At 43.2% G+C, this 26,264-nt stretch carries 32 protein-coding genes and 2 pseudogenes; 28 read left to right on the top strand and 6 right to left on the bottom strand.

Features of this window, described 5'->3' with window-relative positions:
• Window positions 1-22 precede the first annotated feature (22 nt).
• Window positions 23-1,780, top strand: a complete 1,758-nt coding sequence (locus AC6I3O_RS05210) for an ammonium transporter (protein WP_497849993.1) — start codon at window positions 23-25, stop codon at window positions 1,778-1,780.
• Between the two features lie 61 nt (window positions 1,781-1,841).
• On the top strand, window positions 1,842-3,254 hold the full coding sequence (gene purF, locus AC6I3O_RS05215) for an amidophosphoribosyltransferase (RefSeq protein WP_497849994.1): 1,413 nt from the start codon (window positions 1,842-1,844) through the stop codon (window positions 3,252-3,254).
• A 163-nt stretch (window positions 3,255-3,417) separates the two neighbouring features.
• On the opposite strand, the pseudogene AC6I3O_RS05220 reads toward purF, so the two are convergent.
• Window positions 3,418-3,654 (bottom strand): annotated as a pseudogene (locus AC6I3O_RS05220) (sigma factor-like helix-turn-helix DNA-binding protein); the annotation flags it as partial.
• Between the two features lie 42 nt (window positions 3,655-3,696).
• On the opposite strand from AC6I3O_RS05220, the pseudogene AC6I3O_RS05225 reads away from it, so the two are divergent.
• The 17 genes and pseudogenes from AC6I3O_RS05225 to AC6I3O_RS05305 form a co-directional block, all read left to right on the top strand.
• A pseudogene (locus AC6I3O_RS05225) lies at window positions 3,697-3,918 on the top strand (TnpV protein); the annotation flags it as partial.
• Window positions 3,919-4,100: 182 nt separating this feature from the next.
• Window positions 4,101-4,811, top strand: a complete 711-nt coding sequence (locus AC6I3O_RS05230; RefSeq protein ID WP_172538870.1) for a TetR/AcrR family transcriptional regulator — start codon at window positions 4,101-4,103, stop codon at window positions 4,809-4,811.
• Complete coding sequence (locus AC6I3O_RS05235) at window positions 4,808-6,061, top strand: MFS transporter (protein WP_497849995.1); 1,254 nt, start codon at window positions 4,808-4,810, stop codon at window positions 6,059-6,061. The genes AC6I3O_RS05230 and AC6I3O_RS05235 overlap by 4 nt, the downstream gene beginning before the upstream one ends.
• Window positions 6,058-6,246 (top strand): cysteine-rich KTR domain-containing protein, encoded by a 189-nt coding sequence (locus AC6I3O_RS05240; protein WP_016216370.1) that lies wholly within the window; start codon window positions 6,058-6,060, stop codon window positions 6,244-6,246. Before AC6I3O_RS05235 ends, AC6I3O_RS05240 begins: the two co-directional genes overlap by 4 nt.
• 237 nt (window positions 6,247-6,483) lie before the next feature.
• Window positions 6,484-6,966, top strand: coding sequence for a helix-turn-helix domain-containing protein (locus AC6I3O_RS05245; protein ID WP_497849996.1), 483 nt, complete (start codon window positions 6,484-6,486; stop codon window positions 6,964-6,966).
• A 602-nt stretch (window positions 6,967-7,568) separates the two neighbouring features.
• The gene (locus AC6I3O_RS05250; protein WP_497849997.1) at window positions 7,569-7,994 is read left to right on the top strand and encodes an RNA polymerase sigma factor; all 426 of its coding nucleotides are present in this window, start codon (window positions 7,569-7,571) and stop codon (window positions 7,992-7,994) included.
• A 203-nt stretch (window positions 7,995-8,197) separates the two neighbouring features.
• On the top strand, window positions 8,198-8,647 hold the full coding sequence (locus AC6I3O_RS05255) for a DUF6194 family protein (RefSeq protein WP_497849998.1): 450 nt from the start codon (window positions 8,198-8,200) through the stop codon (window positions 8,645-8,647).
• A 451-nt stretch (window positions 8,648-9,098) separates the two neighbouring features.
• On the top strand, window positions 9,099-9,455 hold the full coding sequence (locus tag AC6I3O_RS05260) for a plasmid mobilization protein (RefSeq protein ID WP_497849999.1): 357 nt from the start codon (window positions 9,099-9,101) through the stop codon (window positions 9,453-9,455).
• Between the two features lies 1 nt (window position 9,456).
• Window positions 9,457-10,821: a relaxase/mobilization nuclease domain-containing protein gene (locus AC6I3O_RS05265; RefSeq protein ID WP_497850000.1), complete on the top strand. Its 1,365-nt coding sequence runs from the start codon at window positions 9,457-9,459 to the stop codon at window positions 10,819-10,821.
• Window positions 10,818-11,081, top strand: coding sequence for a transposon-encoded TnpW family protein (locus AC6I3O_RS05270; protein ID WP_497850001.1), 264 nt, complete (start codon window positions 10,818-10,820; stop codon window positions 11,079-11,081). Before AC6I3O_RS05265 ends, AC6I3O_RS05270 begins: the two co-directional genes overlap by 4 nt.
• Before the next feature lie 104 nt (window positions 11,082-11,185).
• A complete protein-coding gene (locus tag AC6I3O_RS05275; RefSeq protein ID WP_497850002.1) occupies window positions 11,186-11,593 on the top strand; it encodes a recombinase family protein in 408 nt (135 codons plus the stop codon).
• A gap of 103 nt (window positions 11,594-11,696) precedes the next feature.
• Complete coding sequence (tnpA, locus tag AC6I3O_RS05280; RefSeq protein WP_300512659.1) at window positions 11,697-12,131, top strand: IS200/IS605 family transposase; 435 nt, start codon at window positions 11,697-11,699, stop codon at window positions 12,129-12,131.
• Between the two features lie 123 nt (window positions 12,132-12,254).
• Complete coding sequence (locus AC6I3O_RS05285) at window positions 12,255-12,680, top strand: recombinase family protein (protein WP_497850003.1); 426 nt, start codon at window positions 12,255-12,257, stop codon at window positions 12,678-12,680.
• Window positions 12,572-12,850: a transposase gene (locus tag AC6I3O_RS05290; protein WP_304523298.1), complete on the top strand. Its 279-nt coding sequence runs from the start codon at window positions 12,572-12,574 to the stop codon at window positions 12,848-12,850. The genes AC6I3O_RS05285 and AC6I3O_RS05290 overlap by 109 nt, the downstream gene beginning before the upstream one ends.
• 17 nt (window positions 12,851-12,867) lie before the next feature.
• Window positions 12,868-13,725 carry an IS3 family transposase gene (locus AC6I3O_RS05295; RefSeq protein WP_497853417.1) on the top strand — a complete coding sequence of 286 codons (858 nt, stop codon included), beginning with the start codon at window positions 12,868-12,870 and terminating at the stop codon, window positions 13,723-13,725.
• A gap of 66 nt (window positions 13,726-13,791) precedes the next feature.
• The gene (locus AC6I3O_RS05300; protein WP_497850004.1) at window positions 13,792-14,772 is read left to right on the top strand and encodes a recombinase family protein; all 981 of its coding nucleotides are present in this window, start codon (window positions 13,792-13,794) and stop codon (window positions 14,770-14,772) included.
• Between the two features lie 192 nt (window positions 14,773-14,964).
• Complete coding sequence (locus tag AC6I3O_RS05305) at window positions 14,965-15,678, top strand: hypothetical protein (RefSeq protein ID WP_497850005.1); 714 nt, start codon at window positions 14,965-14,967, stop codon at window positions 15,676-15,678.
• Between the two features lie 609 nt (window positions 15,679-16,287).
• On the opposite strand, the gene AC6I3O_RS05310 is transcribed toward AC6I3O_RS05305, so the two are convergent.
• The gene (locus AC6I3O_RS05310) at window positions 16,288-16,911 is read right to left on the bottom strand and encodes a hypothetical protein (RefSeq protein WP_497850006.1); all 624 of its coding nucleotides are present in this window, start codon (window positions 16,909-16,911) and stop codon (window positions 16,288-16,290) included.
• A gap of 89 nt (window positions 16,912-17,000) precedes the next feature.
• A complete protein-coding gene (locus AC6I3O_RS05315) occupies window positions 17,001-17,366 on the bottom strand; it encodes a winged helix-turn-helix transcriptional regulator (protein WP_497850007.1) in 366 nt (121 codons plus the stop codon).
• A 178-nt stretch (window positions 17,367-17,544) separates the two neighbouring features.
• On the opposite strand from AC6I3O_RS05315, the gene AC6I3O_RS05320 reads away from it, so the two are divergent.
• The 6 genes from AC6I3O_RS05320 to AC6I3O_RS05345 all read left to right on the top strand — a co-directional run bounded on the left by AC6I3O_RS05320 (window position 17,545) and on the right by AC6I3O_RS05345 (window position 22,697).
• Window positions 17,545-18,444 carry a radical SAM protein gene (locus AC6I3O_RS05320; RefSeq protein ID WP_497853424.1) on the top strand — a complete coding sequence of 300 codons (900 nt, stop codon included), beginning with the start codon at window positions 17,545-17,547 and terminating at the stop codon, window positions 18,442-18,444.
• A gap of 15 nt (window positions 18,445-18,459) precedes the next feature.
• Window positions 18,460-19,341, top strand: a complete 882-nt coding sequence (locus tag AC6I3O_RS05325; RefSeq protein WP_497850008.1) for a radical SAM protein — start codon at window positions 18,460-18,462, stop codon at window positions 19,339-19,341.
• A gap of 302 nt (window positions 19,342-19,643) precedes the next feature.
• Window positions 19,644-20,318: a DUF5680 domain-containing protein gene (locus tag AC6I3O_RS05330; RefSeq protein ID WP_497850009.1), complete on the top strand. Its 675-nt coding sequence runs from the start codon at window positions 19,644-19,646 to the stop codon at window positions 20,316-20,318.
• Window positions 20,315-21,148 (top strand): radical SAM protein, encoded by an 834-nt coding sequence (locus tag AC6I3O_RS05335; RefSeq protein WP_497850010.1) that lies wholly within the window; start codon window positions 20,315-20,317, stop codon window positions 21,146-21,148. Before AC6I3O_RS05330 ends, AC6I3O_RS05335 begins: the two co-directional genes overlap by 4 nt.
• 228 nt (window positions 21,149-21,376) lie before the next feature.
• Window positions 21,377-21,802 carry a BlaI/MecI/CopY family transcriptional regulator gene (locus AC6I3O_RS05340; protein ID WP_300816292.1) on the top strand — a complete coding sequence of 142 codons (426 nt, stop codon included), beginning with the start codon at window positions 21,377-21,379 and terminating at the stop codon, window positions 21,800-21,802.
• A complete protein-coding gene (locus AC6I3O_RS05345; protein ID WP_497850011.1) occupies window positions 21,795-22,697 on the top strand; it encodes a M56 family metallopeptidase in 903 nt (300 codons plus the stop codon). Before AC6I3O_RS05340 ends, AC6I3O_RS05345 begins: the two co-directional genes overlap by 8 nt.
• Here AC6I3O_RS05345 and AC6I3O_RS05350 read toward each other — a convergent pair.
• Together AC6I3O_RS05350 and AC6I3O_RS05355 are read right to left on the bottom strand one after the other, a co-directional pair.
• Window positions 22,680-23,573, bottom strand: coding sequence for an IS3 family transposase (locus AC6I3O_RS05350; RefSeq protein ID WP_497853425.1), 894 nt, complete (start codon window positions 23,571-23,573; stop codon window positions 22,680-22,682). The genes AC6I3O_RS05345 and AC6I3O_RS05350 overlap by 18 nt on opposite strands.
• Window positions 23,555-23,833 carry a transposase gene (locus AC6I3O_RS05355; protein WP_304523298.1) on the bottom strand — a complete coding sequence of 93 codons (279 nt, stop codon included), beginning with the start codon at window positions 23,831-23,833 and terminating at the stop codon, window positions 23,555-23,557. Before AC6I3O_RS05355 ends, AC6I3O_RS05350 begins: the two co-directional genes overlap by 19 nt.
• 89 nt (window positions 23,834-23,922) lie before the next feature.
• Between AC6I3O_RS05355 and AC6I3O_RS05360 the strand changes: the two genes are divergently transcribed.
• The 3 genes from AC6I3O_RS05360 to AC6I3O_RS05370 are packed head-to-tail and all read left to right on the top strand — an operon-like array spanning window position 23,923 to window position 25,593.
• Window positions 23,923-24,315 (top strand): hypothetical protein, encoded by a 393-nt coding sequence (locus AC6I3O_RS05360; protein WP_497850012.1) that lies wholly within the window; start codon window positions 23,923-23,925, stop codon window positions 24,313-24,315.
• A gap of 55 nt (window positions 24,316-24,370) precedes the next feature.
• Entirely contained in the window at window positions 24,371-25,120 is a 750-nt protein-coding gene (locus AC6I3O_RS05365) for a DUF6033 family protein (RefSeq protein WP_497850013.1), read from the top strand.
• Between the two features lie 14 nt (window positions 25,121-25,134).
• The gene (locus AC6I3O_RS05370) at window positions 25,135-25,593 is read left to right on the top strand and encodes a DUF3879 family protein (RefSeq protein WP_497850014.1); all 459 of its coding nucleotides are present in this window, start codon (window positions 25,135-25,137) and stop codon (window positions 25,591-25,593) included.
• A 338-nt stretch (window positions 25,594-25,931) separates the two neighbouring features.
• Here the strand turns inward: AC6I3O_RS05370 and AC6I3O_RS05375 are convergent, their stop codons facing one another.
• Complete coding sequence (locus AC6I3O_RS05375) at window positions 25,932-26,255, bottom strand: DUF6618 family protein (RefSeq protein WP_302134599.1); 324 nt, start codon at window positions 26,253-26,255, stop codon at window positions 25,932-25,934.
• Between the last annotated feature and the right edge of the window lie 9 nt (window positions 26,256-26,264).

The raw sequence follows: 26,264 nt of genomic DNA on the forward strand, positions 1-26,264 counted from the left end.
TAACCTGATTGGAGGAAGAAATATGGATGAAGTTATGAAAGAACTTGTGCAGGAAGCAGTATCCGGCGAAGTGTTTGGAGTCTGGTTTTTAATTGGCGCCGCATTGGTGTTCTGGATGCAGGCAGGTTTTGCAATGGTAGAGGCAGGTTTTACCAGGGCAAAAAATACAGGAAATATCATTATGAAGAACTTGATGGATTTTTGTATTGGAACCGTAGTATTTATACTGATTGGCTTTGGTTTGCTGATGGGAGAAGACTTGTTTGGATTTATCGGAAAGCCGGGATTTGATTTGTTTACGGCATATGCAGAGTTTGATTTTTCAAGCTTTGTATTTAACCTTGTATTCTGTGCTACAACGGCAACCATCGTTTCCGGTGCAATGGCAGAACGTACAAAATTTCTTTCCTATTGTATTTATTCCGGTGTGATTTCTGCGCTGATTTATCCGATCGAAGCACACTGGATCTGGGGAGGAGGATGGCTTTCGCAGATTGGCTTCCACGACTTTGCCGGCTCCTGTGCGATTCATATGGTAGGTGGTATTTCCGCATTGATCGGTGCAAAAATTCTTGGTCCCCGTATCGGAAAATTTACCAGGGATACTAGTGGAAAAGTTTTGAAAGTAAATGCATTTCCGGGACACAGCATTGCACTTGGATCACTTGGGGTGTTTATTCTTTGGCTCGGCTGGTATGGATTTAATGGTGCGGCTGCAACTTCTATTGCGCAGCTTGGTTCTATTTTCCTGACAACAACAGTCGCGCCGGCTGCTGCAACTGTTGTCTGTATGATCTTTACATGGATAAAATATGGAAAGCCGGATGTTTCCATGTGTCTGAACGCATCTTTGGCAGGACTTGTGGCAATCACAGCGCCGTGTGATGTGACGGATGCATTCGGTGCGGTTGTGATTGGAGTAGTTGCAGGCTTTTTGGTCGTGTTTGGTGTTTGGCTTCTTGACCATGTACTTCGCATTGACGATCCGGTCGGAGCAGTTGCAGTGCATTGCATGAATGGGATCTGGGGGACACTGGCAGTTGGATTATTTGCTACAGATACGGCACCCGGATACAGTATTGCAAATGCTTCGGGAGAAACTTTAACTGGTCTGTTTTATGGCGGCGGTTTTGAGTTATTAAAACTTCAGTTTATCGGTTTTGCCAGCGTCGCAGCATGGACGGCGGTTACTATAACGATTACATTTCTTGTGATCAGAGCAATTGCGGGTCTTCGTGTAGATAGAGAAGAAGAAATGGCTGGCCTTGATGCGGCAGAGCATGGTCTCCCTTCTGCATATGCAGGTTTTGCAATGCTTCCAGAGTATATTGAAGAGGGAAATGATCCTGTGGTGGTATCCGGTGATACTCCGGTTGCGGAAGCAATCCCTGTTAAGAAAGTACCTGCATTTGAAGAAGGAACTCCAAAGTTTACAAAGATTGAGATTGTCTGCAAGGAATCCAAATTTGAAGCATTAAAGAATGCGATCATGAAGCTTGGGATTACTGGTATGACAGTATCCCATGTCTTAGGATGCGGGATTCAGAAAGGCAAACCGGAATATTACCGTGGTGTACAGGTTGAAGCGAATCTGTTTCCAAAAGTACAGGTGGATATCGTAGTCAGCGCCGTTCCGGTCCGCAGGGTGATTGACACAGCGAAGAAGGTACTTTACACAGGACACATTGGAGATGGAAAGATTTTTGTTTATGATGTGGAAAATGTGGTAAAAGTGAGAACCGGTGAAGAAGGTTTTGACGCCCTTCAGGATGTGGAATAAAAATCAGGACATTTTGCGACTTTTGTGCAGAATACTCTATATAGCAGGAGGGAATGAGGTTATGGCTATTCATGAAGAATGCGGTGTATTCGGAGTGATGGGTACCCAAAAAGGAAATGTGGCAGGCATTGTTTATTATGGGCTGTATGCCCTGCAGCACAGAGGACAGGAGAGCTGTGGGATTGTTGTGAATGATGACGGCGTATTTTCTTCTTATAAAGATCTGGGACTTGTCAGTGAAGTATTTTCTGAAGATACATTCACCCATTTTCCGATGGGAAATATGGCGGTGGGACATGTAAGATATGGAACAACCGGAGGAAATACAAGAAATAACTGCCAGCCTGTTGAAGTCAATCACCAGAAAGGAAAGATGGCGCTGGCGCACAATGGGAATCTAAGCAATGCATTGGAGCTTCGCGATAAGCTGGAATTAACGGGAGCCATTTTCCATACAACCAGTGATACAGAAACCATCGCTTATGTGATTACGAGAGAAAGGCTTGTGACGCCAAGCATTGAGGAAGCAGTCAGCAATACCATGAATTTATTGGAAGGCGCTTATTCGCTGGTGATGATTTCTTCTACAAAGATGATTGCGGCAAGAGATCCATATGGGTTCCGGCCGCTTTGCTATGGAAAGACGGCGGACGGGGCATATGTGGCTGCATCTGAAAGCTGTGCTCTGTCAGCGGTAGGAGCAGAGTTTATCCGTGATGTGCTGCCGGGAGAGATTCTGGTATTTACGGAAAACGGTGTGGAATCAAGGCGGGAACACTGTGAAAAACAGAGACGGAGAATCTGCATTTTTGAATACATCTATTTTGCAAGACCAGATTCTGTTATAGACGGCATATCCGTACATGAATCCCGGATAAAAGCCGGAGAATTACTGGCAGAGAGCTATCCAAAATGCGCGGATATCGTGATTGGCGTTCCAGACAGCGGATTGGACGCGGCATTGGGGTATGCGAAAAAATCCGGTATTCCCTACGGGATCGGGCTGATCAAAAATAAGTATATCGGAAGGACATTCATCTCTCCGGGACAAAATGAACGTCTGGATAAGGTCAGGATTAAGCTGAGTCCTGTCAAGAAGGTAATTGATGGAAAAAGAGTTGTACTGATTGATGATTCCATTGTCAGAGGGACGACCAGCAAACGTATTGTAAAACTTTTGCGTGATGCCGGAGCGAAAGAGATCCATATGAGAATCTCTGCCCCTCCATTTTTATATCCCTGTTATTACGGTACGGATATTGATTCAGAGGAAAAACTGATTGCATGCCATCATAGTATGGGCGAGATTGCAAGGATCATTGGAGTAGATTCTTTGGGATATTTACCAGTAGAAAAGCTGAATAAACTGATAGACAGTGAGGATTATTGCGCTGCCTGCTTTCAGGGGGAATATCCGACTAAAATTCCGGCAGACCCGCGTAAGGACCGTTTTGAGAGGAAACTGTCTGAATAGGTTTGAGATAAAGAGGTGCATATATGAGTAACAGTGAAGCCAGAAGGCTGAACTGTTACGTATTCCCTGTGGACAGGAATTTTATTCACCTATTTTGAAAATTGGGCAAGGGAAATTTATCCCTCACCCAATAGTCCATAAAAAAACAGAAAATATTAGATAATTATAAAATCTTTCGCAGTTTTTTCCGTAAGTGGTCTAATCTTGCATAGATAGCCCCTGTTGTCAATCCCACAAGCGGGGCAATTTCTTTCGTGGAATAGCCCTGCATCTTCAGTAGGATAATTTGCAGGGTACGCCTGTCCACCGTAAGCAATGCCCGATACAGAGTTTCGTCCTCAATCTCGTCCAGTAAATCAGCAACGGTCTTTACCTCGGTATTCCGCTCCCTGTCTGCCATCTCCAATGCAGAAGTGATATAACCGTAAAGCCTTTTCATGCTACATACACCAATCTTCTTACAAGTGGCAAGCTGAATGCTTATCTTATCAGCATTGACAGACAGGCGCAGGAACGCTTTGAAAGGCTCATAGAGGGCATGAAACAAGCACAGGGCATAACGGAACAGCTAAAATCTGAAAATGCCTTAGAATGGGTAGGACAGTTAGGCAACATAAGAGCTTGTGCAAGGGAGATTGTAAATAAGGAAATCATTTTTGCATAAGTGGACAAAAGCGGCAGGGAGAAATCTCTGTCGCTTTTGTAATGTCAAGAATTTTATGGATTTTGCAAATAAGTGATTTCTGCGCTATGTCAAATTATGACTATTGCATAAATTAAAGAATAGTGCTAAAATAGTTATTGACTTCAAGTCAATAACTAAATACAAAGGAGGTGCAATCACATTTGGCTAGACCAGTAAAAAAGACACCAGAGGAATGGAGAAAAGAAATCCTAAATGCTGCCCAAAACTTATTTATTTCTAAAGGATATGAGGAAACTTCAATTTCCGATATTATGGATACGGTGGGCGGGGCAAAAGGAATGTTTTACCGTTGTTTCCAAAGCAAAGAGGAAGTAATGTACGCATTAGGCAATCAAATGTTTTTTGAGGACAACCCATTTGAAACAGTCAAGGGGAGGGATGACCTGAACGGTCTGCAAAAAATCAGGTTGTTGCTTACACTGAATCAGTCGGACGCTGAACGAAACCAGATAAATATGCAGGCAGTCCCGATTTTGAAAGACCCGCACATTTTAGCGGCGGCAGTTGCAGAAAACAGGCGTGTATTAACTCCCTTGTGGCTGGAATTGCTGGAGAAGGGAAAAAAGGACGGTTCTATCAAGACGGAATACATAAAGGAGCTTTCCGAGCTTTTGCCGCTTATCAACTTCTGGCTCATGCCCTCGGTATTCCCTGCAACAGAGGAAGAACTGTATCATAAATATCATTTTGTGAAAGAAGTGTTAGCCTATATGGGACTGCCGCTTTATGATGATGATACGACAGCCTTTACAGAAAAATTTATCACTGATATTACAGAAACACCCTGCGGGCATACCTCTATGCCAGAGAATGCAGGCAAAATCAAGGAAAAAGGAGGGAATCAGCCATGACGGAAAAATTATTTTCGAAAAATTTTGCGCTCCTTATTTTGGGGCAGCTAACCTCATTATTTGGAAATTTTATATTGAAACTGGCATTGTCCATGTATGTATTGGAAGCGACTGGTTCGGCAGCCATATTTGCAGGGATATTGTCTGCTGCGACAATCCCGACCATTCTTTTGTCACCGCTTGGCGGTATCCTGGCGGACAGGGCAGACAGACGGAATATTATGGTGGCGTTAGACGCATTGACTGGCGTATCCGTTTTATGTGCGGCGCTATTCTTGTCGGAAAGCAATGCCATTGCCGTAATCAGTACGTTGCTTATTATACTTTCTATTTTGGGTGCGTTTGAAACGCCTACTGTTCAAGCGTGTATTCCCACTATGTTACAAGGCGACAATATTATGAAAGGAAATGCCGTTGTAAATCAAGTGGCATCTTTATCCTATCTGATTGCCCCTATGTTGGGCGGTGTATTGTATGCCATGTTTGGACTGAAACCCGTAATGTATGCGAGCGTTGTCTGTTTTTTTATTACTGCCCTGTTTGAATGCTTTATTAAATTGAGTTATCAGCGTATTCAAAATCAAGGCAGTATGCTTTGGATTGTTAAGCAGGATTTTTTATCAAGTATGCGGTATATTTCAAAAGAACAGACCAGTATATCAAAAATGCTGCTCTTAACGGCATTTTCAAGGTTTTTTGTGATGGGCATTACCATAGTCGGGCTTCCCTTTCTTGTGCGGACTGTCCTCGGATTGAATGCAAAATATTATGGGGCAGCGGAAAGTGCGTTGGCAGTCGCTACAATCTTAGGGAGCATTGCCGCAGGAGTTTTGGCAGAGAAATTGAAAATACATAAATTATCTGTCCTGCTTGCTTCTATGGGTATTTTCATTATCCCTGCCGGCATTGTTTTCATTTTGCCAGTGAATGCCATTATAAAGTATGGAGTTACGGTTGTATCATTTTGCGGTATGCAGGCTGTTATTAGTATATTTTCTATTTTCGCTGTTTCCCTCATACAGCAGAGGACACCAAATCATTTAATAGGAAAAGTGATGGCTTATACATCAACGGTTACTTTGTGTGTCCAGCCCATAGGACAAATCGTGTACGGTTTTTTGTTTGACAGATTTTACAGTGCCGTATATTTTGTCTTAATCCCGACTGGCATCATAGTTTGCATTGTAGGATTATCTGCAATGAGTTTCTTTAAAAATATGGAAAGGGAACAGCAGGAGGTGTCAGCATGAAGCAGGAAAAGTGGCTATTGTGTCCTGTATGCGGAAACAAGACGAGATTGAAATTGCGTGAAGATACGGTACTTGAGAAATTCCCTTTATTTTGCCCAAAATGTAAACAGGAAACTCTTATAAATGTCCGACAAATGAATATATCTGTTATCAGAGAGCCAGACGCACAGACGCAGAGCCGATGAACTTGTGAAATAAAATCACAGTTTGTTGGCTCTGTTTTTGCTTATGCAGACAGTCAAGATTTTTCATTTTGCTGCTCTATCTTACAATACATAGAAAGTCAACGATAAGCTGAATACAGACAAGACATCCATCGAAATAAGGTAAATGGCAGCAACTGCTAATTGCTTTTTGGCACTTTTCAAACTCTTTATTTTTCTATAAGGTCATTTTATAATAGAAAAAAGGAGGAAATTTTTATGAATACAAACATCATTTCAAAATATTTGCAATTACTGCGAAAAAAACATAACTTCACACAAGACGAATTAGCAAAAAGGTTGGATATATCCAGACAAGCTGTTTCAAAATGGGAAACGGGAGCAGCTATTCCAGATTTAGAGGTTCTGTTAAAAATATCTAAGCTTTACGGAATTACAATAAATGATATTTTAGAGCCGAATATACCGACTAAAAAAATAACTGATTTTGAACAATTATCAAGAGTTCCAGAAAACGAATTAAGAGATATACTGGAACACTATGATATGACATCACTTGTGATAGCTTCAATGGGGGCATCTCCAGAAATAAATAATTTGCTGGAAAAATTATTTCCAGATGTAGATTATAAAATGGAAAGAAACCGTATTGGCAGAGTTAGAATTGATGAAGTTGAAAGAATACAACAGGAAATAGTCTCTGTCATAAATTTACGAGCTTTAGATAGTGAACTTTTATAAAATTATAAGTCAAGAAATGAAGTAATATGACAAAAGGTAAATGAGCAATCTTGAGAAGCAAGAAATTTGAAATAGCAGTTATTAAAGAGCCAGACACATAGATGCAGAGCCGATAAACATGTGAGTTAATATCATAGTCTGTCGGTTCTCTTTCATTTTATAAGGTTTTAAAGCAACCGCCCACCAAATAAAAAAACGGCGTGTGGCGGGCGATTTTGCTATGCCCAAAAACTTAACAGACACTCTCCAGACCTGTTTTAGAGTTTGGAGTTTTTTTTTATGTTCTTTTTTCGGGCAGTAATCTATCTGCTCATGCAACGCAGAGTTTATCCATACATAGCATATCGGGGATTGGCAGGAAGCCAGTTAAAAAAATCCCTGCCCATGCAACGCTGCTTCTCACCATGAAACCAGAAGTAGAATCTCCGTTTAACAGAATATGTATCTCCTATAACCGTAGAGGTCACAGTGCCTTTGCGGTTTTTCTTTTGTCGTTTTTTATCGGAATATGCCGCAAGGCTGTTTCTGCTGTTGGCTGTCGTTCGCCGCCTTTCCAATCTGGATTATTACATTTCAAAAATTTCAGATTGGAGGAAAAAAGAATGGCATACAACAACGGACGGAAGAACAGAAAATGGCTTATCTGGAAAGAAGCCGAGGAAAAAATATTGAGGGAACACGGAGTTGACGAAACCACCATTGAACAAATCCGTACAGACGACAGGGCAGACTTCAATTCCAACAGGAGGTTTTACCATTGGACAAGCGACTTCGGCGAATACCTTGAGGGGATGGCAGACAGGGAGCGGGATACCGAGGTAAAGTCGGTTGCCGATTTACTGGATGAGATTGAGGACGAAACTCTGTATCGGGCATTGCTTACGGTGGACAGGCGTACCCTGCAAATCATCCTGCTGAAAATGCAGGGCTATTCCACAAAGGAGATTGCCCCGCTTATCGGATTGACAACAGGGGCTATCTATGCAAGGCTAGACCATCTGCGGAAAAAGCTGCGGAAGATTTTATAATCATCTAAGATAGACGGTTTTTCGGCGGGCTATTGGGTGGGGGATAAAAATCCCCCGCCTAATTACTAAAATTGATGAATAAAATTCCTGTCCACAGGGAATACTAAAAAATTTGCCCAAAATCTTGACACAGATATAGCCGCTATGATATTCTAAAATATTCATAGAAGAATTAGAAGTAAGACAGAAATGGAGCTGTCAGAATGACACCAGATAAACTATTGAATTACTGCCTTCAAAATCTTGAGGGGACAGTCTTAGTTGAGAGTTGGGGCGAGAAAGGGATTTTCTATAACCCAGACCATGTGCTGAAGCGTGGCGTTTATATATTGACGGTTAAGGAAAAAGACGGTGATAATGACAAAGGTTCTGGTTTAAACAGGGAGAACGTCTACCGTGTGAATCTGGGAATACGGAAAAACACTTTTGTGGAATTGTTTGGGGCAGTCCCAAAACGTCCGCCAGCAGGCGGCGTTGTAGATATGGATTACGACTTTACCGCATTGAATGAGATACTTCCCCATCCCGTCTACGCATGGATGGCGTGGATATGTGCGTTGAACCCCTCTGAAAAGACATTCGAGGAATTGAAACCATATATCCAAGAATCCTATGAGTATGCAAAGGAAAAATTTAAGAAACGCAGGAAGTAATAAAATTAAATAGCACATAGATGGAAGAATGGAATGTCAGCCAACGGACAAGGCTGACCGCCGCCGAATTTATGTTGCCCTTTTCGGCTGGTGTATGGCAGCATGGTTTTGAATCCCAAAGCCGTTACATAGCATTGCGAATCCGAGCAGGAGAAATCTCTCCTGTCATTCGTGGTGTCGTGTAGCGGCTTTTCATTTATCCAAAAGTCAAGAAAAATCAAATCCAGAACGGAGGTGCAAGGACATAGGATTTTCTTTTCGGCGGGTAAGACAGGCATTAAGAATGTCGCTGCACAGGAAAAATGCTCTGCGGCGTTGTCCACAGAGATAGCGAGCATCGGATTGTGTCAGCCACAATCCAATCCACAGCCTAAAGGCGTGTGGACTTCTCTCAGGGGACAGCCCCTGTTTACCCCGAAGAAAGAAAAATAAGACTGGAGGATTGAGGAAAATGAGCAGAGAAAAATCAGAAAAGGATGTGCGGAATGTCCCGATTACTGTCCGATTGAACGAGGAAGAATATGAAAAATTAAAGCAATGCGCCGCCGCTTGCGGTCTGTCCGCAGCAGAATTTATGCACCAGTTATGCAAGGGAAACGCCCCTCAGTCACAACCTAAAACCGAGTTTTGGGAACTGTTAAACAAGCTCTATGAAGTGCATGACGCTTTCAAAAAGTGTGTTCCTTACTATTCGACCGCCGCTGAAATCTGTAAGGAGATTGAGGATTTTATCTTAGAACTGCAACAGAAATCCACTCTCCCACAGCGGTTCATCATAGAAGAATTGACAGAACAGGGGGCGGTTTGATATGGCAGTAACGAGCCTATGGCATGTCAAAGGGAGCATAAAAGACGTGATTGACTATATAGAAAACCCAGAAAAGACCGTGCCGAATCGGGAAATGCAGGACTTCTTTGACGTGTTCTCCTATGTGAAGAATCCGTTAAAAACAAATAAGGGCGAGTATGTTTCCGCAGTCAACTGTCTGAAAGAAGTCGCATTACAGCAGATGATTTTGACGAAGAAACAGTACCAAAAGACAGGCGGGTATATCGCATGGCACGGCTACCAGAGCTTCAAGCCAGACGAGGTAACGCCCGAACAATGCCACGAAATCGGATTGAAATTAGCAAGGGAAATGTGGGGTGATAAATACCAGATAATCGTTGCCACCCACCTTGACAAAGGACATCTCCACAACCATTTCTGCTTTAACTCCGTTTCTTATCTGGATGGGAGCAAATACAATTACTCAAAATCGGAGCAGATACGGTTAAGGGAAGTGTCCGACCGTTTATGCCGAGAGTACGGTTTGTCAGTAATTGAAAACCCGAAGAAAGCACCGTCAAGACCGCTGTATTTGGACGAAAAAAGCGGAAAGCCGACACGGTACAACGTCTATCGGGAGGATTTAAGGGAGGCAATCAACGGGAGCAGGGCTTTACAGCACATGATAAAATACCTTACCGATAAAGGATATGAGGTTGATTTTTCGGGCGGTCATTGGAAGATGAAGCTGCCACAGTACAAGCACTTCACAAGGTTAGACACGCTTGACGAGCGGCTAACACCCGATTTCATACGGTCATGTTTAGGCGGAACTTCCCGATATGGGAACTACAAAGCAAGGATTTCCTACTCCCCGCATATGCCAGAGCAGTATAAAAACACATGGAAACCGCATCAGAAAACCACGGGAATCTTAGCGTTATATTACCACTGGTGCTATCAGTTGGGGATATTTCCCAAAGGCACGGACTACAAGCCGACAAGCCCGCTGATGAAAGAGGAGCTTCGGAAACTGGACGAGATTACCGCACAGGTACGGTATATGTCAAAGCATAATATTTCTACCCTCTCCGATTTACACGCCGACAGGGAGAAAAACCAGACCGAAATGAATAAACTTATCGACTACCGCCAGCATTTGCGGAATAAGGTACGCCGTGCCACACCAGCCGAAAAAGAAACACTCCGAGCCGAAAAACAGAATGTGACAGAACAGATAACGGAACTTAGAAAGCGGCTGAAATATGCAGACGGGATTGAAAAACGCTCCGCCCATATCGACAACTGCTTAGACCAAATCCATGATACGATTGAAAATCAGAGGTCGAATCGGCAGAAACAGCCAGTAAAAACAGAATGCGGGAGGGAGGAATCATTACGATGAATGAATCTTTTAGTGACACAGAAAAAGAAGAATTTTCGGAAGAAACCGCCATCCGTCAGATGATTGATGGGATTACGGACAGCCTTGCATCCATGACAAAAGAAGAACGGTTAGAATGGTTTCGCAGGTCACAATATCCCCATCCAATCAATTTCCAAAAAGAGATAGACGGCACGGTTTATACAGTCAATGCCCATTTTAACGCCGCCGCTGCTGAGAGCATTCAGGAAAAAACCGAACGCATTCTCCTAAAACTATAAACGGCATTTGAATTAAGGCTTTAAAGCGTTGAAGTGTTCTGCCAGATATGGTATGATAATGACACCTACAATTCATATCATGTCTGGCTGTGGAAAGGAGAACTATGAGCAATCAGCCAGAAAAAATAACAGCTTTATACTGCCGTTTAAGCCGTGATGATGAGCAGGACGGGCTTTCGGGCAGCATCAAGAATCAGCAGTCCATACTGGATAAATATGCAAAAGACAACGGTTTCCGCAATCCCCGCTTCTTTGTAGACGACGGATTTTCGGGGGTTACATTTACAAGACCCTCTTTTATGGAGATGATGGATTTAGCCGAGCAGGGGAAAATCGGGACAATTATTGTCAAAGACCACTCAAGGCTTGGGCGCAACCGCCTTGTTGTCGGGCAGTTGCTAGAGGAAGATTTTGAACGTCTGGACGTGCGGTATATTGCCGTCATGGACAACATTGACACAGCAAAAGGCATCAGCGACCTTGTTCCCATGCAAGACTTATTGTCTGTATAATGGGGTTAAAACCCTCGCCTTAAGGCGAAACCTTTAGGTCAACCCCATAACCTCAAGTTTAGAAAAAAGTAAAAATAGAAATACTAAACGTGAGGTGAAGAATATGGAGAATTATAGAAAATCGTCACATTGCACGTATGATATTAAGTACCATCTGGTTTGGATAACAAAATATAGAAAACCGGTGATAACAGGAAAGATAGCGGTACGGACAAGAGAATTAATCCGAATCATATGCGAAAAGAACGAGGTAGAAATCCTGGCAGGGCATGTAGGAAGTGATCACATCCATATGCTGGTATCAGCACCGCCGCATCTATCAGCAAGTAAGCTGGTACAATATATTAAGGGAACAACATCCCGAAAATTGCAGATGGAATACAAAGAATTGAACAAGCAATTCTGGGGACGGCATTTGTGGGCAAGAGGATACTTTGTGGCAAGTAGTGGAAATGTAACAGATGAAATTATCAAAGAGTATATTAAAAATCAAGATTTACAAGAGAAATTAAAAACAGACAACTTTGAAATAAGTTAAAGATAAAAGGAATAACAAAGAGCAGAGACAACTTTAGGCTGCTTTAGCAGCACACCGAACCTACCGGCTTTAGCCGGTAGTGGTTCAGTCAACGAATGGCACGCCAAGAACACGAGTCAGAAAGTGCGGAATGTCCTCCGCAATAAGGGACTGTCAGGCGCACCACTTACAACCATCCCGCCATTTGGATACAAAAAGAATCCAGACAACCCAAAAGAATGGCTTGTTGACGAGCCTGCGGCTGAAGTTGTAAAACGGATTTTTGATATGTGCGTGGCAGGATTCGGACCGACACAGATAGCAAAAAAGCTGAAAGTCGACAAAGTAATGACGCCTACGGAATACTGGCGCAGTATCGGGATGGTGTTAGTATATAAGTGTGGACAGGAAAAGTTGAACAATCTATACTATCAAGTGAAAGAGCAAAGGAGATGTTCAACATGGCGAAGAACCAAAAATCTTACACTCCGGAATTTAAACAGCAGATTGTGGATCTGTATAATGCCGGAGGAACCTCGTATCCAAAACTGGAACGTGAATATGGCGTAAATCGGAGTACACTCAGCAACTGGGTAAAACAGCTTTCTCCTATCAATGTGTCCGAGGAGGAAACCGTTACCCTCAAAGAGTATAAGGCTCTCCAGAAAGAGATCCAGCGCCTTAGAATTGAAAATGAAATCTTAAAAAAAGCGACCGCCATATTCGCAAAAGAACAATAGCTGAGATTGTTTCTTTTATTCAGCAAAACTTAGCCCATTATACGGTATCCCAGCTTTGCAGCGCCTTGAAATTCCCAAGGAGTACCTATTACAAAGCTCTGGTTTGTGTACCCTCAAACCGGCAGAAGGAATATAAGGAATTCAGCCAGAAGGTAAAAGACGCTTATGAAGATTCAAAGCAGCGGTATGGGGCAGTTAAAATATGCCGTACGCTCAATGGCAGCGGGACTCCCTGCAGCATAAAACGGGTTCAGCGGCATATGGCAGAGCAAGGGCTTCGCTCTGTTGTAGTAAAGAAATACAACCATCATGCCAATCACGGAACCGTTCCCGATAATAAAGAGAATATTCTGAAGCGTGATTTCGAGACGGAAACCATCAACCAGAAATGGTGTACCGATATTACCTATATCCATGTACAAAAAGAAGGATGGACCTATCTGGCTTCAGTCATGGACTTGTGCAGTCGTAAGATTATCGGATATGCGTATGGAACATCCATGACAGCAGAACTGGCGATAGAAGCTGTTAAGAACGCCTGTCTGAATGTCAGGGAGACAAAGGGGATTATTCTCCACAGTGACTTAGGAAGCCAATATACGAGTCAATCGTTTGAGAGGATCCTGAAGAGCAGGGAGATACTGCATTCATTTAGCCGGAAGGGAAACCCTTATGATAATGCCTGTATCGAATCGTTCCATTCTGTACTGAAAAAAGAAGAAATCTACCTTCATAATTATCAGGATTCGAAAGAGGCCCGAAGGGCAATCTTTGAATACATAGAGGGCTGGTATAACCGTAAGCGGATACACAGTGCTATTGGTTATATGACACCTCAGCAAAAGGAGGATGAGGAATTAAAAAAAGCAGCATAAGCTTTCAACTTTTTTTGTCCAAAGTATTGACATAGGTCCAGGAAACCGTACCGCAGGCTGTCCACCGTGCCATACGGCTGGTCAGCCGATACCGTGGGGAATATCCTCTCACGGCAGGAATATATCGGGGACACTGTTAATTTTCGCACCACAAGCAAATCTTTTAAGAACAAGAAACGTCTGGAACGTCCGCAGGAGGAATGGCAGATATTTAAGGACACCCACCCTGCCATTATTGACGAAGAAACTTTCCTGCTTGTGCAGGAGCTTCGGGAACACCGCCGCAGACCGACCAGACACGGAACTATTAGCATGTTTTCGGGACTGCTCTACTGCGCTGACTGTGGGGAAAAACTGTATTACAATGCAATGGACAGCAAGCGTCAGCATCCCTATTTTTTCTGTTCCAGCTACCGCAAAAACTCTGACGTATGCTCTGCCCACTATATCCGTGAAGAAGTCGTGGCAGGGATTGTATTGGAAAGCATGCAGAGGGTATTCTGGTATGTGCAGAGTTTTGAAAAGGATTTTGCCATGAAACAGATGGCGGCTTTCGGTGAGGAAAAGAAAAAAGAGCTTTCCATGAAGCGGAGGGAACTTGAAAAGACAAAGAAACGTGTCAGAGAGATTGACAGCCTTATCCAGAAGATTTATGAGGACAATGTAAGCGGGAAAATCTCTGATGAACGCTTTGCCACCATGTCGATGGCGTTTGAGGACGAGCAGAAACAGTTAAAGACATCTATCCCCGACATGGAACAGTACCTTGAAACAGAAACAAACAAAAGCGACAGCCTTCAGCGGTTTATCGACAGGGTAAAATGCGTCACGCAGCTTACAGAATTAACCTCCGAAACCGTACATGAATTTATAGAAAAGATTGTCGTGTCCAATCCAGAATATATTGGCGGCAAACGCCATCAGAGTTTAGAAATTTATTATAATGGCGTGGGCATTGTCCGAGAGCCGTCGCCAGAAGAAATGGAAGAACTGTTCCAAGAGCATATGCAAAACAGGAAATCCAGCCAGAACAGCAAAACAGCGTAGCCGCAGGGCTACACTGTCTACATAATCACATCATTATATTTTAGTCTATGCAATAACATCCTTACGGAAATTTACCCATCCTAATGAAGTTTATATGTATGTTGTAAATCAAGGGAATAAAAAATCATTTTGTATGCATGAAGATGAAATGTGTCATAGCGAAATGTGGAGTTATTTAAGGATATTGAATTGGTGGATTATCAATATAAAGATAAACAAAATTTTCTTTATGCTTATAGAGCATTTTCAAAATGCTATTACGATAGAATAGTAGGGTTGGAAGATACCAGAGCTATGTTTAAAATAACGCCTAATATGATGATGTCTATAGGATTAGTGGATAGAATACAAGGCTTGGAGAAAAGTGTTGAAGAGAACGAAATGATAAAAGCAGCATTTAATTCAGCTTTGAACAATGAAAGATATGATGAAATACAAACTATAACTCTAACATTGAACTATGAAGTTGGTTTTGCAACAGCATACATGAGTCCATTATCTTTTGACTTAAAAGGCAATCAAATTTCAAATGTTTGGTCGTTGACAGAGCGTATGAAAAATATTTATGTTAGCATATTTCCTGAAAATGGAAAAACGCACATATTGATTAGCTGGTTGAAAGAAGACTCATGTACAGAGTTTGATAATTTTAGGAAACAATTTGACGATTTGAAAAATGATAAGAAAATATTGATAAGAACGTTGAATAATATGGTAGCTTGTCAAACAGATAACATAGTTTTTAGTAAAAAGCTATTGGATAAATGGGGAAAAGAAAAGAGAGAATTTTTTTTAGTGCAATTAGGATCGATATTTTGGAACTTAAATGGAAAAAATGTGGGATTACTAATTGAAAAAAATCTTATGCAATTTAAATGTAAATTTGATTTGTTTGAAGAAATATAAAAGTTTTCGGGCTTGGTTGAGTTTATTACAAAGATTAGTGCCCTTGGTCATTTTGGAAATTTTCGGCACAGCAAACCGCCTATTGGTAAGTTTGAATATATGCTGTCGCGGCCGAGAGCGATAACCTTGGCATCCAGAGGTGTGTTAGTTTCCGGTGGATAAAGTTGCGGAAACCTCACAAAGCCCGTAAATACGGCATTCTTGGCACTACATAGGTCTGAAAGATACATTATTTTTTTGTGTTTTAAAAGGCATTTATACATTTGGGAGTGGGTGAACTTCTGTTCTGGGGGGGGGGGGTATTTTGCCAAAAAGTATAAACGATTTGGCTTAAGTGATACCTTTTGGCAAAACCTCATACGATTTGGCAAAAGTGATACCTTTTGGTAAAACCCCCATACAAATCTGGCAAAAGTCGGTAGTTTCGCCAAATTGTATAGGGTTTTGCCGAAAAGTATAGGGGTTACGCCAAATAGTGTATGAGTAAAACGGTAAAAAGATAAGTCTCCGTCCGAGGTGAGTATTGGTATGTATAACTGACCTTTTATTCATTTTCCATGAATTTCCACTGGTAAACCAAAAGGCACAGGGTATATTTCTACCTTGCTCCTATCGGTTCGATAAATTATTCTTTGGATTTAGTAGGTCAGACCGTGATAACCAGTAGTGTTCCCAAAATGGATTTTTAGATCTCTTTCTTTTGTTTGTTTGTTTACAGGCTTTGCGATAATTAGATTCTAAACCTTTTGAAGATTTTATTCTTTTGCATTCTATGTAAATAGTATCATTCCCCCGCGTTGCGACAACATCTGTAAGTTCATCAAAGTTTATACTATATCCGAGACTTTTCATTTTTTCTGCAACAAGGAGTTCATATTGGAAGTTTCTTGGTTTGTCATCTGTTGAAACATTATTATAGAAATCAGCGCCAGATACCATTTCTTTCAATCTGTTAATAAATCCGTTACTGTTCTCATCTTTAAAAGCTCTATAAATTCTAACTAAATTTATTATTTCGATAAGAGAAGTATTTCCTTTTTGGAATACATCTTCTGGATATATAATCTTTTTTGGATTTTTAGGCGTCAATGATACATCTTTTACATAATCAATGTATCGTGAATATCTTGAGACATTGGCTCTTAAACCATTAGTTTTTGATTCTAACCATTTAAATGCTTCAGGATATTCATTAAGATATTCCATTGTAGTTGTTTTTTTATAATTTAACATACATAAATCCTTTCTGAAATATAGGGGTAAAATAAAATTTTTAAAGATTAATGAAGTGATTGGGGTTAGGGGCAATATTATATATTTGTTCATTTCTCATAGGGGTTCTGCCAATCAGGGCAGAGGTATGTCTCGCTCCATGCCATCATCGTCTGCAAAACAGGGATGAAGCTCTCCCCAAACTCGGTGAGCGAATATTCCACTTTCGGCGGGATTTCTTTATAAATCTCCCGGTGGAGAAAACCGTCGCTTTCCAATTCCCGGAGCTGCTTTGTCAGCGTGGACTGCGTAATCCCGTCAAGGCGGCGCATCAGTTCACCAAACCGCTGGATCTTGTAAAAGGACACATACCATAAGATCAGTATCTTCCATTTGCCCCCGATCACGGACTGGAGCCTGCCCATAGGAACGCAGCGGGCAATGGTTTCCTCGTTGTTAAATTTATTCTCAGCCATTTCATTCCACCTCTTTCCCCACCAGTATATTCCGGCAGTGAGGAAAAATCAAGATACGATTATTTTTGATAGATAGTACGAAAAAGTGGACTACCGACAAAAAAAGACAGTACTTGATTTCATGGAGTTTTAGAGGTAATTTAGTGCAAAAGAGGAAAGACACGAGGAGGAATAAATGATGCACTACACAGGAACCATATGGAGGCCGCCTTATGAGGCGTCTTCCCTGCTCCTGGAAGTTACCGTAGGCTGTACGCACCACAGATGCAAATTCTGTACGCTCTACGCAGACCTGCCCTTCCAGTTCAGGATGTCACCGATGGAAGATATAGAGGCAGACCTAAAAGAGGCACAGAAGATGTACCGCCGATTTATGGGAAGAAAGGTGTCCCGGACTTTCCTGACAGGGGCGAACCCGTTCGTACTAAAATATGACAGGCTGATGGAGATTGCGGGACTGGTACACAGATATTTTCCGAGGATGGAGACCATCGGCAGCTTTGCCAGGGTGACGGATGTCACGCTGAAAACGGATGAGGAACTGGCGGCTCTGCGCGGGGCAGGCTATGACGGGCTGACAATCGGAATTGAGACGGCGGATGACGAGGCGTTGCGGTTCATGGATAAAGGATACCTTGCGGCTGACATACTGGAGCAGTGCGGGCGGCTGGATAAGGCGGGCATCCGTTACAGCTTTTTCTATCTGACGGGCATATCCGGCGAAGGGCGAGGGGAGGATGGGGCAAAGGCCACCGCTGCTGTATGCAACAAACTCCATCCGGCCCTAGTCGGTGCCAATATGCTGACCATCTACCCGGATTCAAAACTGTATGGGGAAATCCGGAAAGAGAACTGGAAAGAGGAAAGCGAGACGGAAAAGTACAGGGAAGTCCGGGCATTGGTGGAGGGACTGGAAATCCCCACAGAATTTGCGGCGCTTGGCGCATCTAACGCATTCCAGCTTCATGGGGTGCTACCAAGGGATAAGAAGAAACTGCTGGCTCTCCTTGATGATGTGATAATGAATGTAGGCGAGGACGAACTGCGGCGATACCGTGAGAGCGTCCATCATCTGTAGGGGAGGTGATCTGAATTGCATTTTACGGGAAGGACGTGGAGGCCGCCCTATGAGGCGAATTCCATCATCATACAGGCAACCTCTGGATGTACTTATAAAAAATGCCGTTTTTGCAGCCTTTATAAAGACGAGTGTTTCCGTATGTCACCGATGGAGGAATTCGAGGAAGATTTGGCGGAGATCAAAAGCTATCAGCCTTATGCAAGGCGCATCTTCTGGACGGGGGCGAACCCTTTCGCCATGAGCTATGAGAATTTGAAGCTGCGGGCGCTCACGGTAAGGGATTACCTCATAAAATGCCAGACGATGGCCATGTTCGCAAGCATCAGGGATATCAGGAACAAGGAAGTGTGGCAGCTTAAGAAGCTCCGGGCGATGGGGATAAACGGATTGAGCATCGGAACGGAGAGCGGGGAAGATAGAACGCTTGAACTGGCGGGGAAGGGATATACGGCGGCTGATATCTTAGAGCAGTGCTGGAAACTGGACGAGGCGGGGATTGAATATTATTTTGTCTACATGACCGGGCTTGCGGGAAAGGGCAGGGGATATTGGAATGCGGTGAACAGCGCAAAGCTGTTCAGCCAGTTAAACCCTTATTTTATCTCGGTGGATTCGCTCACGCTGTTTCCGGACACGGAGCTGTACCGCATGGAGCAGGAGGGGCAGTTTGCCCCTGCCGGGGAGAAGGAACGCCTGGAGGAACTGCAGGTGTTCATCAAAAATTTGCAGATACGGACGCACCTGTACGCCAATTCCAACTCAAACTTTTACCCGGTCACCGCCTATCTGCCGAAGGAGCGGGATTTTGTGGTCAGCGAGCTGCAGCACATCATGGATACGGTAAGCGAGGACGAAATGGCGGAATACCGAAGAAGCCTGAAATCTTTAGGATAATACTACAAAAGACAAAACGCCGCATTATGGCCATCATCCGCCATATGCGGCGGTCTGCCTTTTCAGAAGGCAGGCCGGGCGGCCTGATAAGGGAAATTAGTTGGAAAGCGGGGAAATAAGAGGTAATATGCTTACACGGCGGTTTGCGTTTGTGCCGCCTTGTGAGGTAGCCGCCCCTTTCAATTTAGAGAGAGTGAACAATTGATTTTTGGAAAGCAACCAACAGTTGCCGGATTGGAACGTATAGGTGGATTGATTATGGAAAAACGCTAAAGTATAATGAATGCTTGGAGGATGTCAGAATGGAATTTAAAGAAAAATTGCAATTACTAAGAACAAATATGAAACTGTCACAGGAAGAACTTGCTAACAGGCTGGATATATCAAGACAGTCTATAACAAAATGGGAGAATGGACAGTCTTTTCCGGATATTCAGAACCTTATACAGCTTAGTGAGATTTTTAAAGTCTCCATAGACAGGCTTGTGAAGGAAAATGATATCTGTACAATAAGTCTTTTTTGTAAACAGAAATATCCTATGCAGGATATCAGGATTTTTTTGGTCAGGGCAAAAAATAACACATATATCACAGGTGAAAATGAAATCATACCGTCACAGCCTGGTTCCCACGATTTCCGTTATGAAGATGGTGATTACCTGTATATGGATACTTACCTTGGCGGGCAGAAATTCATAGGCGGGGAACGTGTCTGGATAAGGAATCATGCAGTGTGGGCTATGAATTATTACGGGGAGAGCCTGAATGAGAATTTTGATATTATATTTTTGAAAGAAGCGCTTTCCCATGTGTCGGTTTCCATGCCGTTCCGAGGGCCGGAATTCTATCAGAAAGGCGATTATATGTACCAGTGCCAGGTGCAGGGTGATTTTGAATGTTTTTCAGGAGAGGAACGGATATATTGCAGGCAGAAAAAGGTATATGCCTGTATGTTCCACGGAGGGACTATCTTATGAACATGGTAGAAAAAGAAGTAGTAGTAAAAGATCTGGTTACAAAATCAAATCTTCCGGCAAGCGATTATGTGATAAACCCTTATGTAGGCTGCCCTCATGGGTGCAGGTACTGTTATGCCTGTTTTATGAAGCGGTTTACGAATCATAGTGAGGCATGGGGGAGTTTTATTGACATTAAGCGGTGCGACAAGCCGATAAGCAAAAAGAAACTGCAGGGGAAGTCTGTTTTCCTGTCATCTGTGACGGACTGCTACAATCCATTTGAGGAAAAGTACCGTAATACACGGAAGATACTGGAGCAGCTAATTTCCATAAATTGCGAACTGAATATTTCAACAAAATCCCATCTGATTTTGAGGGATATTGATTTATTGAAGCAGTGTAATAATTTGAAAGTCTCGGTATCAGTCAATACATTGGATGAGCAGTTTAAAAATGATATGGATCATGCCAGCAGCATCATGAAACGGCTGGAAACACTGGAAACATTGCATCAAAATGGCATATACACTGTTTTGTTTATGTCTCCTATTTTTCCGGGCATAACGGATTATAAGGAAATAATAGTAAAGACACAAAGATATGTGGATGAATACTGGTTTGAAAATCTGAACCTTCGGGGGAGCTATAAACAGGATATCCTTAGCTACATAAAAAGTGCCTGCCCACAATTAGTGGAATTATATGATGAAATATATGTAAAAGGGAACATGGGGTTCTGGAATAATCTTGCTGTTGAGATTGAAGGATATTGTGCTACAAATTCAATAAAACATATCAATTATTTTTATCATAAGGAGTTGGTAGAAGCCAAATTGAGAACAAAGTAACCAGGTAGTGATCGCCGATATGCTTACCATTATATGCGGCGGTCTGCCGTTTCCGTAGGCAGGCCGGGCGGCCTGATAACGGAAATCACTTGGAAAGTGGGGAAGTGGCTGCCCATAATCTATCCTCTGCCCATACCCATATTGCGAAAAGCGTCAACGTCTCTTAATAATTAACGATAATTGACCGATATATAAAGTGACGAAATAAAACGAAAGGAAGGAAGCGGTATGGCAAAGGAAGAGATTACACCGAGCGAATGGCAGATCATGGAAGTCCTGTGGGCGTGCGGGGAGCCTTTGACATCCTCCGAGGTCTACAAGAGGATGCAGGGAAATGTGGATATGTCGATGAGGATGGTGCGGGTGCTGATGAACCGCCTGAACCAGAAGGACATCCTCGGCTACACGGTGGATGAGCATGATTCGAGGGTTTACCACTATTATGTGCAGAGGTCAAGAGAGGAATGCGTGAAGGAGAAAAGCAGGAAGTTTGTGGACAGCTATTTTTACGGCAGCGGGACAAATGCGATGGCGGCACTTTTGCAGAGTTTTGACCTGACGGATGAACAGATCAAAGAGCTGGAGGAGATTTTGGAGAAAAGCAGGGAGCGGGGTACAGAATCCACGGATAAAGAGGGTGAACCCCATGCCTGACTGGTCACGGATTGGCAGTCTGCTGGATTTCTGCGCGGCATATTACACTACCCAGCTTGTGCGGTGTGCGGCTTTTTCCTTTTTGCTGCTCGGACTGGTGATGCTGCTCCGAAAGATGCTTTTCTCAAGACGGACATTCATAAGGGGGCTGTTATGGTCATCCTTCCTGCTCATCCCGTTCCTTGGAAAGCTGAAGCTGTTTTATGAGAATAAGGCAGTAGTGGTAATAACAGGCCGGATAACGCATGGAACCATGACCTGCCTGTGGGCAGACCGCATTTATATGGCGGGCATCCTTATAGCTGCTGTCTGTATATTCGGAAAGCGGCTGCGCTTCCGGAAGTCGGTTGCCGGGATGGAGAGGGTTTCCTTGGATAATATCGTAGTCAGCGTTACGGACATGAATGTGACGCCGTTTACCGTGGGGCTGTTTGCACCGAAGATTGTCATCCCAAAGGTAATGCTGGAGAGCTACAGCGGGGAGGAATTAAGGTCTGTCATTCAGCATGAGCGGACGCATATCCGGTTGGGGCATTTATGGTTCGGGCTTGCATGGGACGTCCTGCGGTGCCTTTTGTGGGTGAACCCGTTCCTGACGGTCTGCCAGAAACAGTTCCGGGCGGATATGGAGGACATCTGTGACAGGGTGTGCATACAGGGCAGCGGGAGGACGGCGCATGAATATGGCATGGTACTGCTGAAAACCCTGAAACTGCTGAGTTCAAAATCGGAGGGTACGCCGCCCGCCGTCACCTATGCGGGGGAAAAGGAATTTGCAGACATGAAAAGACGGATGGGTGAGATTGCCGGTTTCCGTCCATACCGTAAAAGGATGTGTGGACCTATGTCAATACTTTGGACAAAAAAAGTTGAAAGCTTATGCTGCTTTTTTTAATTCCTCATCCTCCTTTTGCTGAGGTGTCATATAACCAATAGCACTGTGTATCCGCTTACGGTTATACCAGCCCTCTATGTATTCAAAGATTGCCCTTCGGGCCTCTTTCGAATCCTGATAATTATGAAGGTAGATTTCTTCTTTTTTCAGTACAGAATGGAACGATTCGATACAGGCATTATCATAAGGGTTTCCCTTCCGGCTAAATGAATGCAGTATCTCCCTGCTCTTCAGGATCCTCTCAAACGATTGACTCGTATATTGGCTTCCTAAGTCACTGTGGAGAATAATCCCCTTTGTCTCCCTGACATTCAGACAGGCGTTCTTAACAGCTTCTATCGCCAGTTCTGCTGTCATGGATGTTCCATACGCATATCCGATAATCTTACGACTGCACAAGTCCATGACTGAAGCCAGATAGGTCCATCCTTCTTTTTGTACATGGATATAGGTAATATCGGTACACCATTTCTGGTTGATGGTTTCCGTCTCGAAATCACGCTTCAGAATATTCTCTTTATTATCGGGAACGGTTCCGTGATTGGCATGATGGTTGTATTTCTTTACTACAACAGAGCGAAGCCCTTGCTCTGCCATATGCCGCTGAACCCGTTTTATGCTGCAGGGAGTCCCGCTGCCATTGAGCGTACGGCATATTTTAACTGCCCCATACCGCTGCTTTGAATCTTCATAAGCGTCTTTTACCTTCTGGCTGAATTCCTTATATTCCTTCTGCCGGTTTGAGGGTACACAAACCAGAGCTTTGTAATAGGTACTCCTTGGGAATTTCAAGGCGCTGCAAAGCTGGGATACCGTATAATGGGCTAAGTTTTGCTGAATAAAAGAAACAATCTCAGCTATTGTTCTTTTGCGAATATGGCGGTCGCTTTTTTTAAGATTTCATTTTCAATTCTAAGGCGCTGGATCTCTTTCTGGAGAGCCTTATACTCTTTGAGGGTAACGGTTTCCTCCTCGGACACATTGATAGGAGAAAGCTGTTTTACCCAGTTGCTGAGTGTACTCCGATTTACGCCATATTCACGTTCCAGTTTTGGATACGAGGTTCCTCCGGCATTATACAGATCCACAATCTGCTGTTTAAATTCCGGAGTGTAAGATTTTTGGTTCTTCGCCATGTTGAACATCTCCTTTGCTCTTTCACTTGATAGTATAGATTGTTCAACTTTTCCTGTCCACACTTATATACTAACACCAGTGCGCGGGCATGGCAGCCGCAGCCGTTCTGGTGATTGCGGCACTGATGCTGGCGGTACATACACATTCCTACGCACGGAGCAATGAAAGCAGGGACATTCTGGTCGGTAAATATGATGGGGAAAATGCAGTTGTTTCATACGACACCGAAGAGTTAAGCAGGATGATTTCATATGATGACAAGTATGTTTATGTAGAAAGGGAGGCTTTTGAGAAGTTTCTAATTGAAAACAATGCAGACGGGGAGATATGGATTGTTTTTGGAGGGTTTTATAAACTGCCTGGTTTGGCCGGTGCAGCGGAATCCTGTATTTATGAAAGTGGTTCAGGAGACAGGGTAGTGCAGATACCCTATGAAAGCATCATGGATAACTGGTATATGGAACTGCTTAAACTATTATAGGCACAGCATGAAAACGAAACGGATTTCAATAAATTTTATCAAGGAGGACAAAGTTATGGCAATGGAGATTACAAACAATTACAGCAGCTATGCGGCACAGGGCATGGCAGGCAGTACGAAAAAGAAGGAAACCGGGAAAACACAGGAGACAGCAGAGGGCAGTAAATCCAGAAGTACAGCAGAGTATGCGGATGAACTGGCCAAACTTGTCCCAAGCGTAGATTTTATGGTTGGAAACGGCTGCTCATCAGCAAAAAGCGGTAAAACCCTGACCATTAATCCTAAACTTCTGGAAAAAATGCAGAATGATCCGGAGCAGGCAAAGGAAACGAAGGAGCTGATCAGAGGCGTTGAATCGGCAATGAATCTGATAGACAGCATCAATAAAGCCAGCGGCTGGACTGTTGTATACAAGCATAGCTACATAGACGAAAATGGGAAATACCATTCTGTTGGACATTACAGAAATGACTTTATGCTGAATATGAGTGACAAGCTCCGGGAAGAACGGAAGAAAAATTCTGAGAAACTGCTTGAAAGGGCAAAAGAAAAGGCAGCGGAAAAGAAGGAAAAATTAGAGGAAGCATTAGAAGAAAGGAAAGCAGAAAAGGCAGAGGATGGATCAGCCTATAACAAAGCAGAGCAGCTCATAAATGAAAAAATGTCTGAATCCAAAGACGGGACAATTTATCTGAATGACACAGATATCCGGACGATTATCGAAGCTGCCCAGGAAGAGGATGCAGGCAAAACTACTGTGAAAGATCAGCCGCAGGTTGGTGCAAATTTGGATTTGAAGATATAAGAGGAGGCGAGGATATGAATATCAATAGTAACAATATGAAATGGCTTTCGGGGTATTCCCTGATGAACAAGCTGTTTTCACAGAAGAATAGAAATAACGCTGGCGTTTCCAAGCAGGCGGGTGTGAATGTCAGTGGAGGGGTGAAGTATAAGCACAGCAATTTATATTATGACGAAAATGGTGTGCCGTGGCATTCAAAAGAAGAAGCCGACAGATGCATCAAAGGAACAAATGGAAGCTGGAAAAAAATTGTGTCCGTATCAGATGAAGTAAAAGCAGAACTGGCAGAGGTGGTGAAACAGGATTTTATCACTACAAACGGTTGGGGCAAGCCAGATGGAAGTAAACAGCCCGATGTAATCAATAAATATTTAAGCACAATCCCCTCGACACAACGTAATTCTGTTGCATGGACTTTACAGCGTATGGCAGGGGATTATGCCACAAGAAGGGTCTATAGAAGTAGGTGGTGACAGTGTGTCTCTTTTCTTTCCGTATGAAATTTACACGAAGCTCTATGACGAACCTGTCGTATATAAATATTCTTTTAATGTGAAAGAGGATAAACAAGCGGATATGGTAAGTTTTCTTGAAAAATATATAGGTACTGAAGACCCTTCTGTCGGACGGCAAATTGATGGAAACGCAAACAGCAAATTATTTTTCCGACATTTATCCTATTGACTGCGCAGTGCTGTCTGCAAATGCACAATCCTGTCAAAAATGCTGCACGTTGTTGTCGGTATTGTTTTGCGCCTGAAATGCAAAAGGCCATGGATCCCTCATGAGACACATGGCCCATATGAAAAATTTAGTTTTTCCCCTGCCTGTCGGCCAGAACAGGAAGATGAACCAGGCCGGTGGCGACAGTCACCGCATCCACCTTCCGCATCAGGGAGCCGATCCTTTCTTCATTCCAAAAGATATCGGAGAAATCGGAGAGCTCGCACCCTACATCATGGTTAGGGATGCACAGGTAGTTCCCATATTTATGCCGTCCGGCGAGGATGTGGAAGTAAGTCCCCCGCCCATTGATCTCAGCTTCATACCATCCGTTCCCCGTGCTCAGCAGGATGATCTGCCCCGTCCAGGTCTCCTTGCGGGAACCGCTTTTCAGGATACAGGTATAATTCATGTTCCATTC

The organism is Sporofaciens sp. St.21A7 (assembly GCF_059728535.1).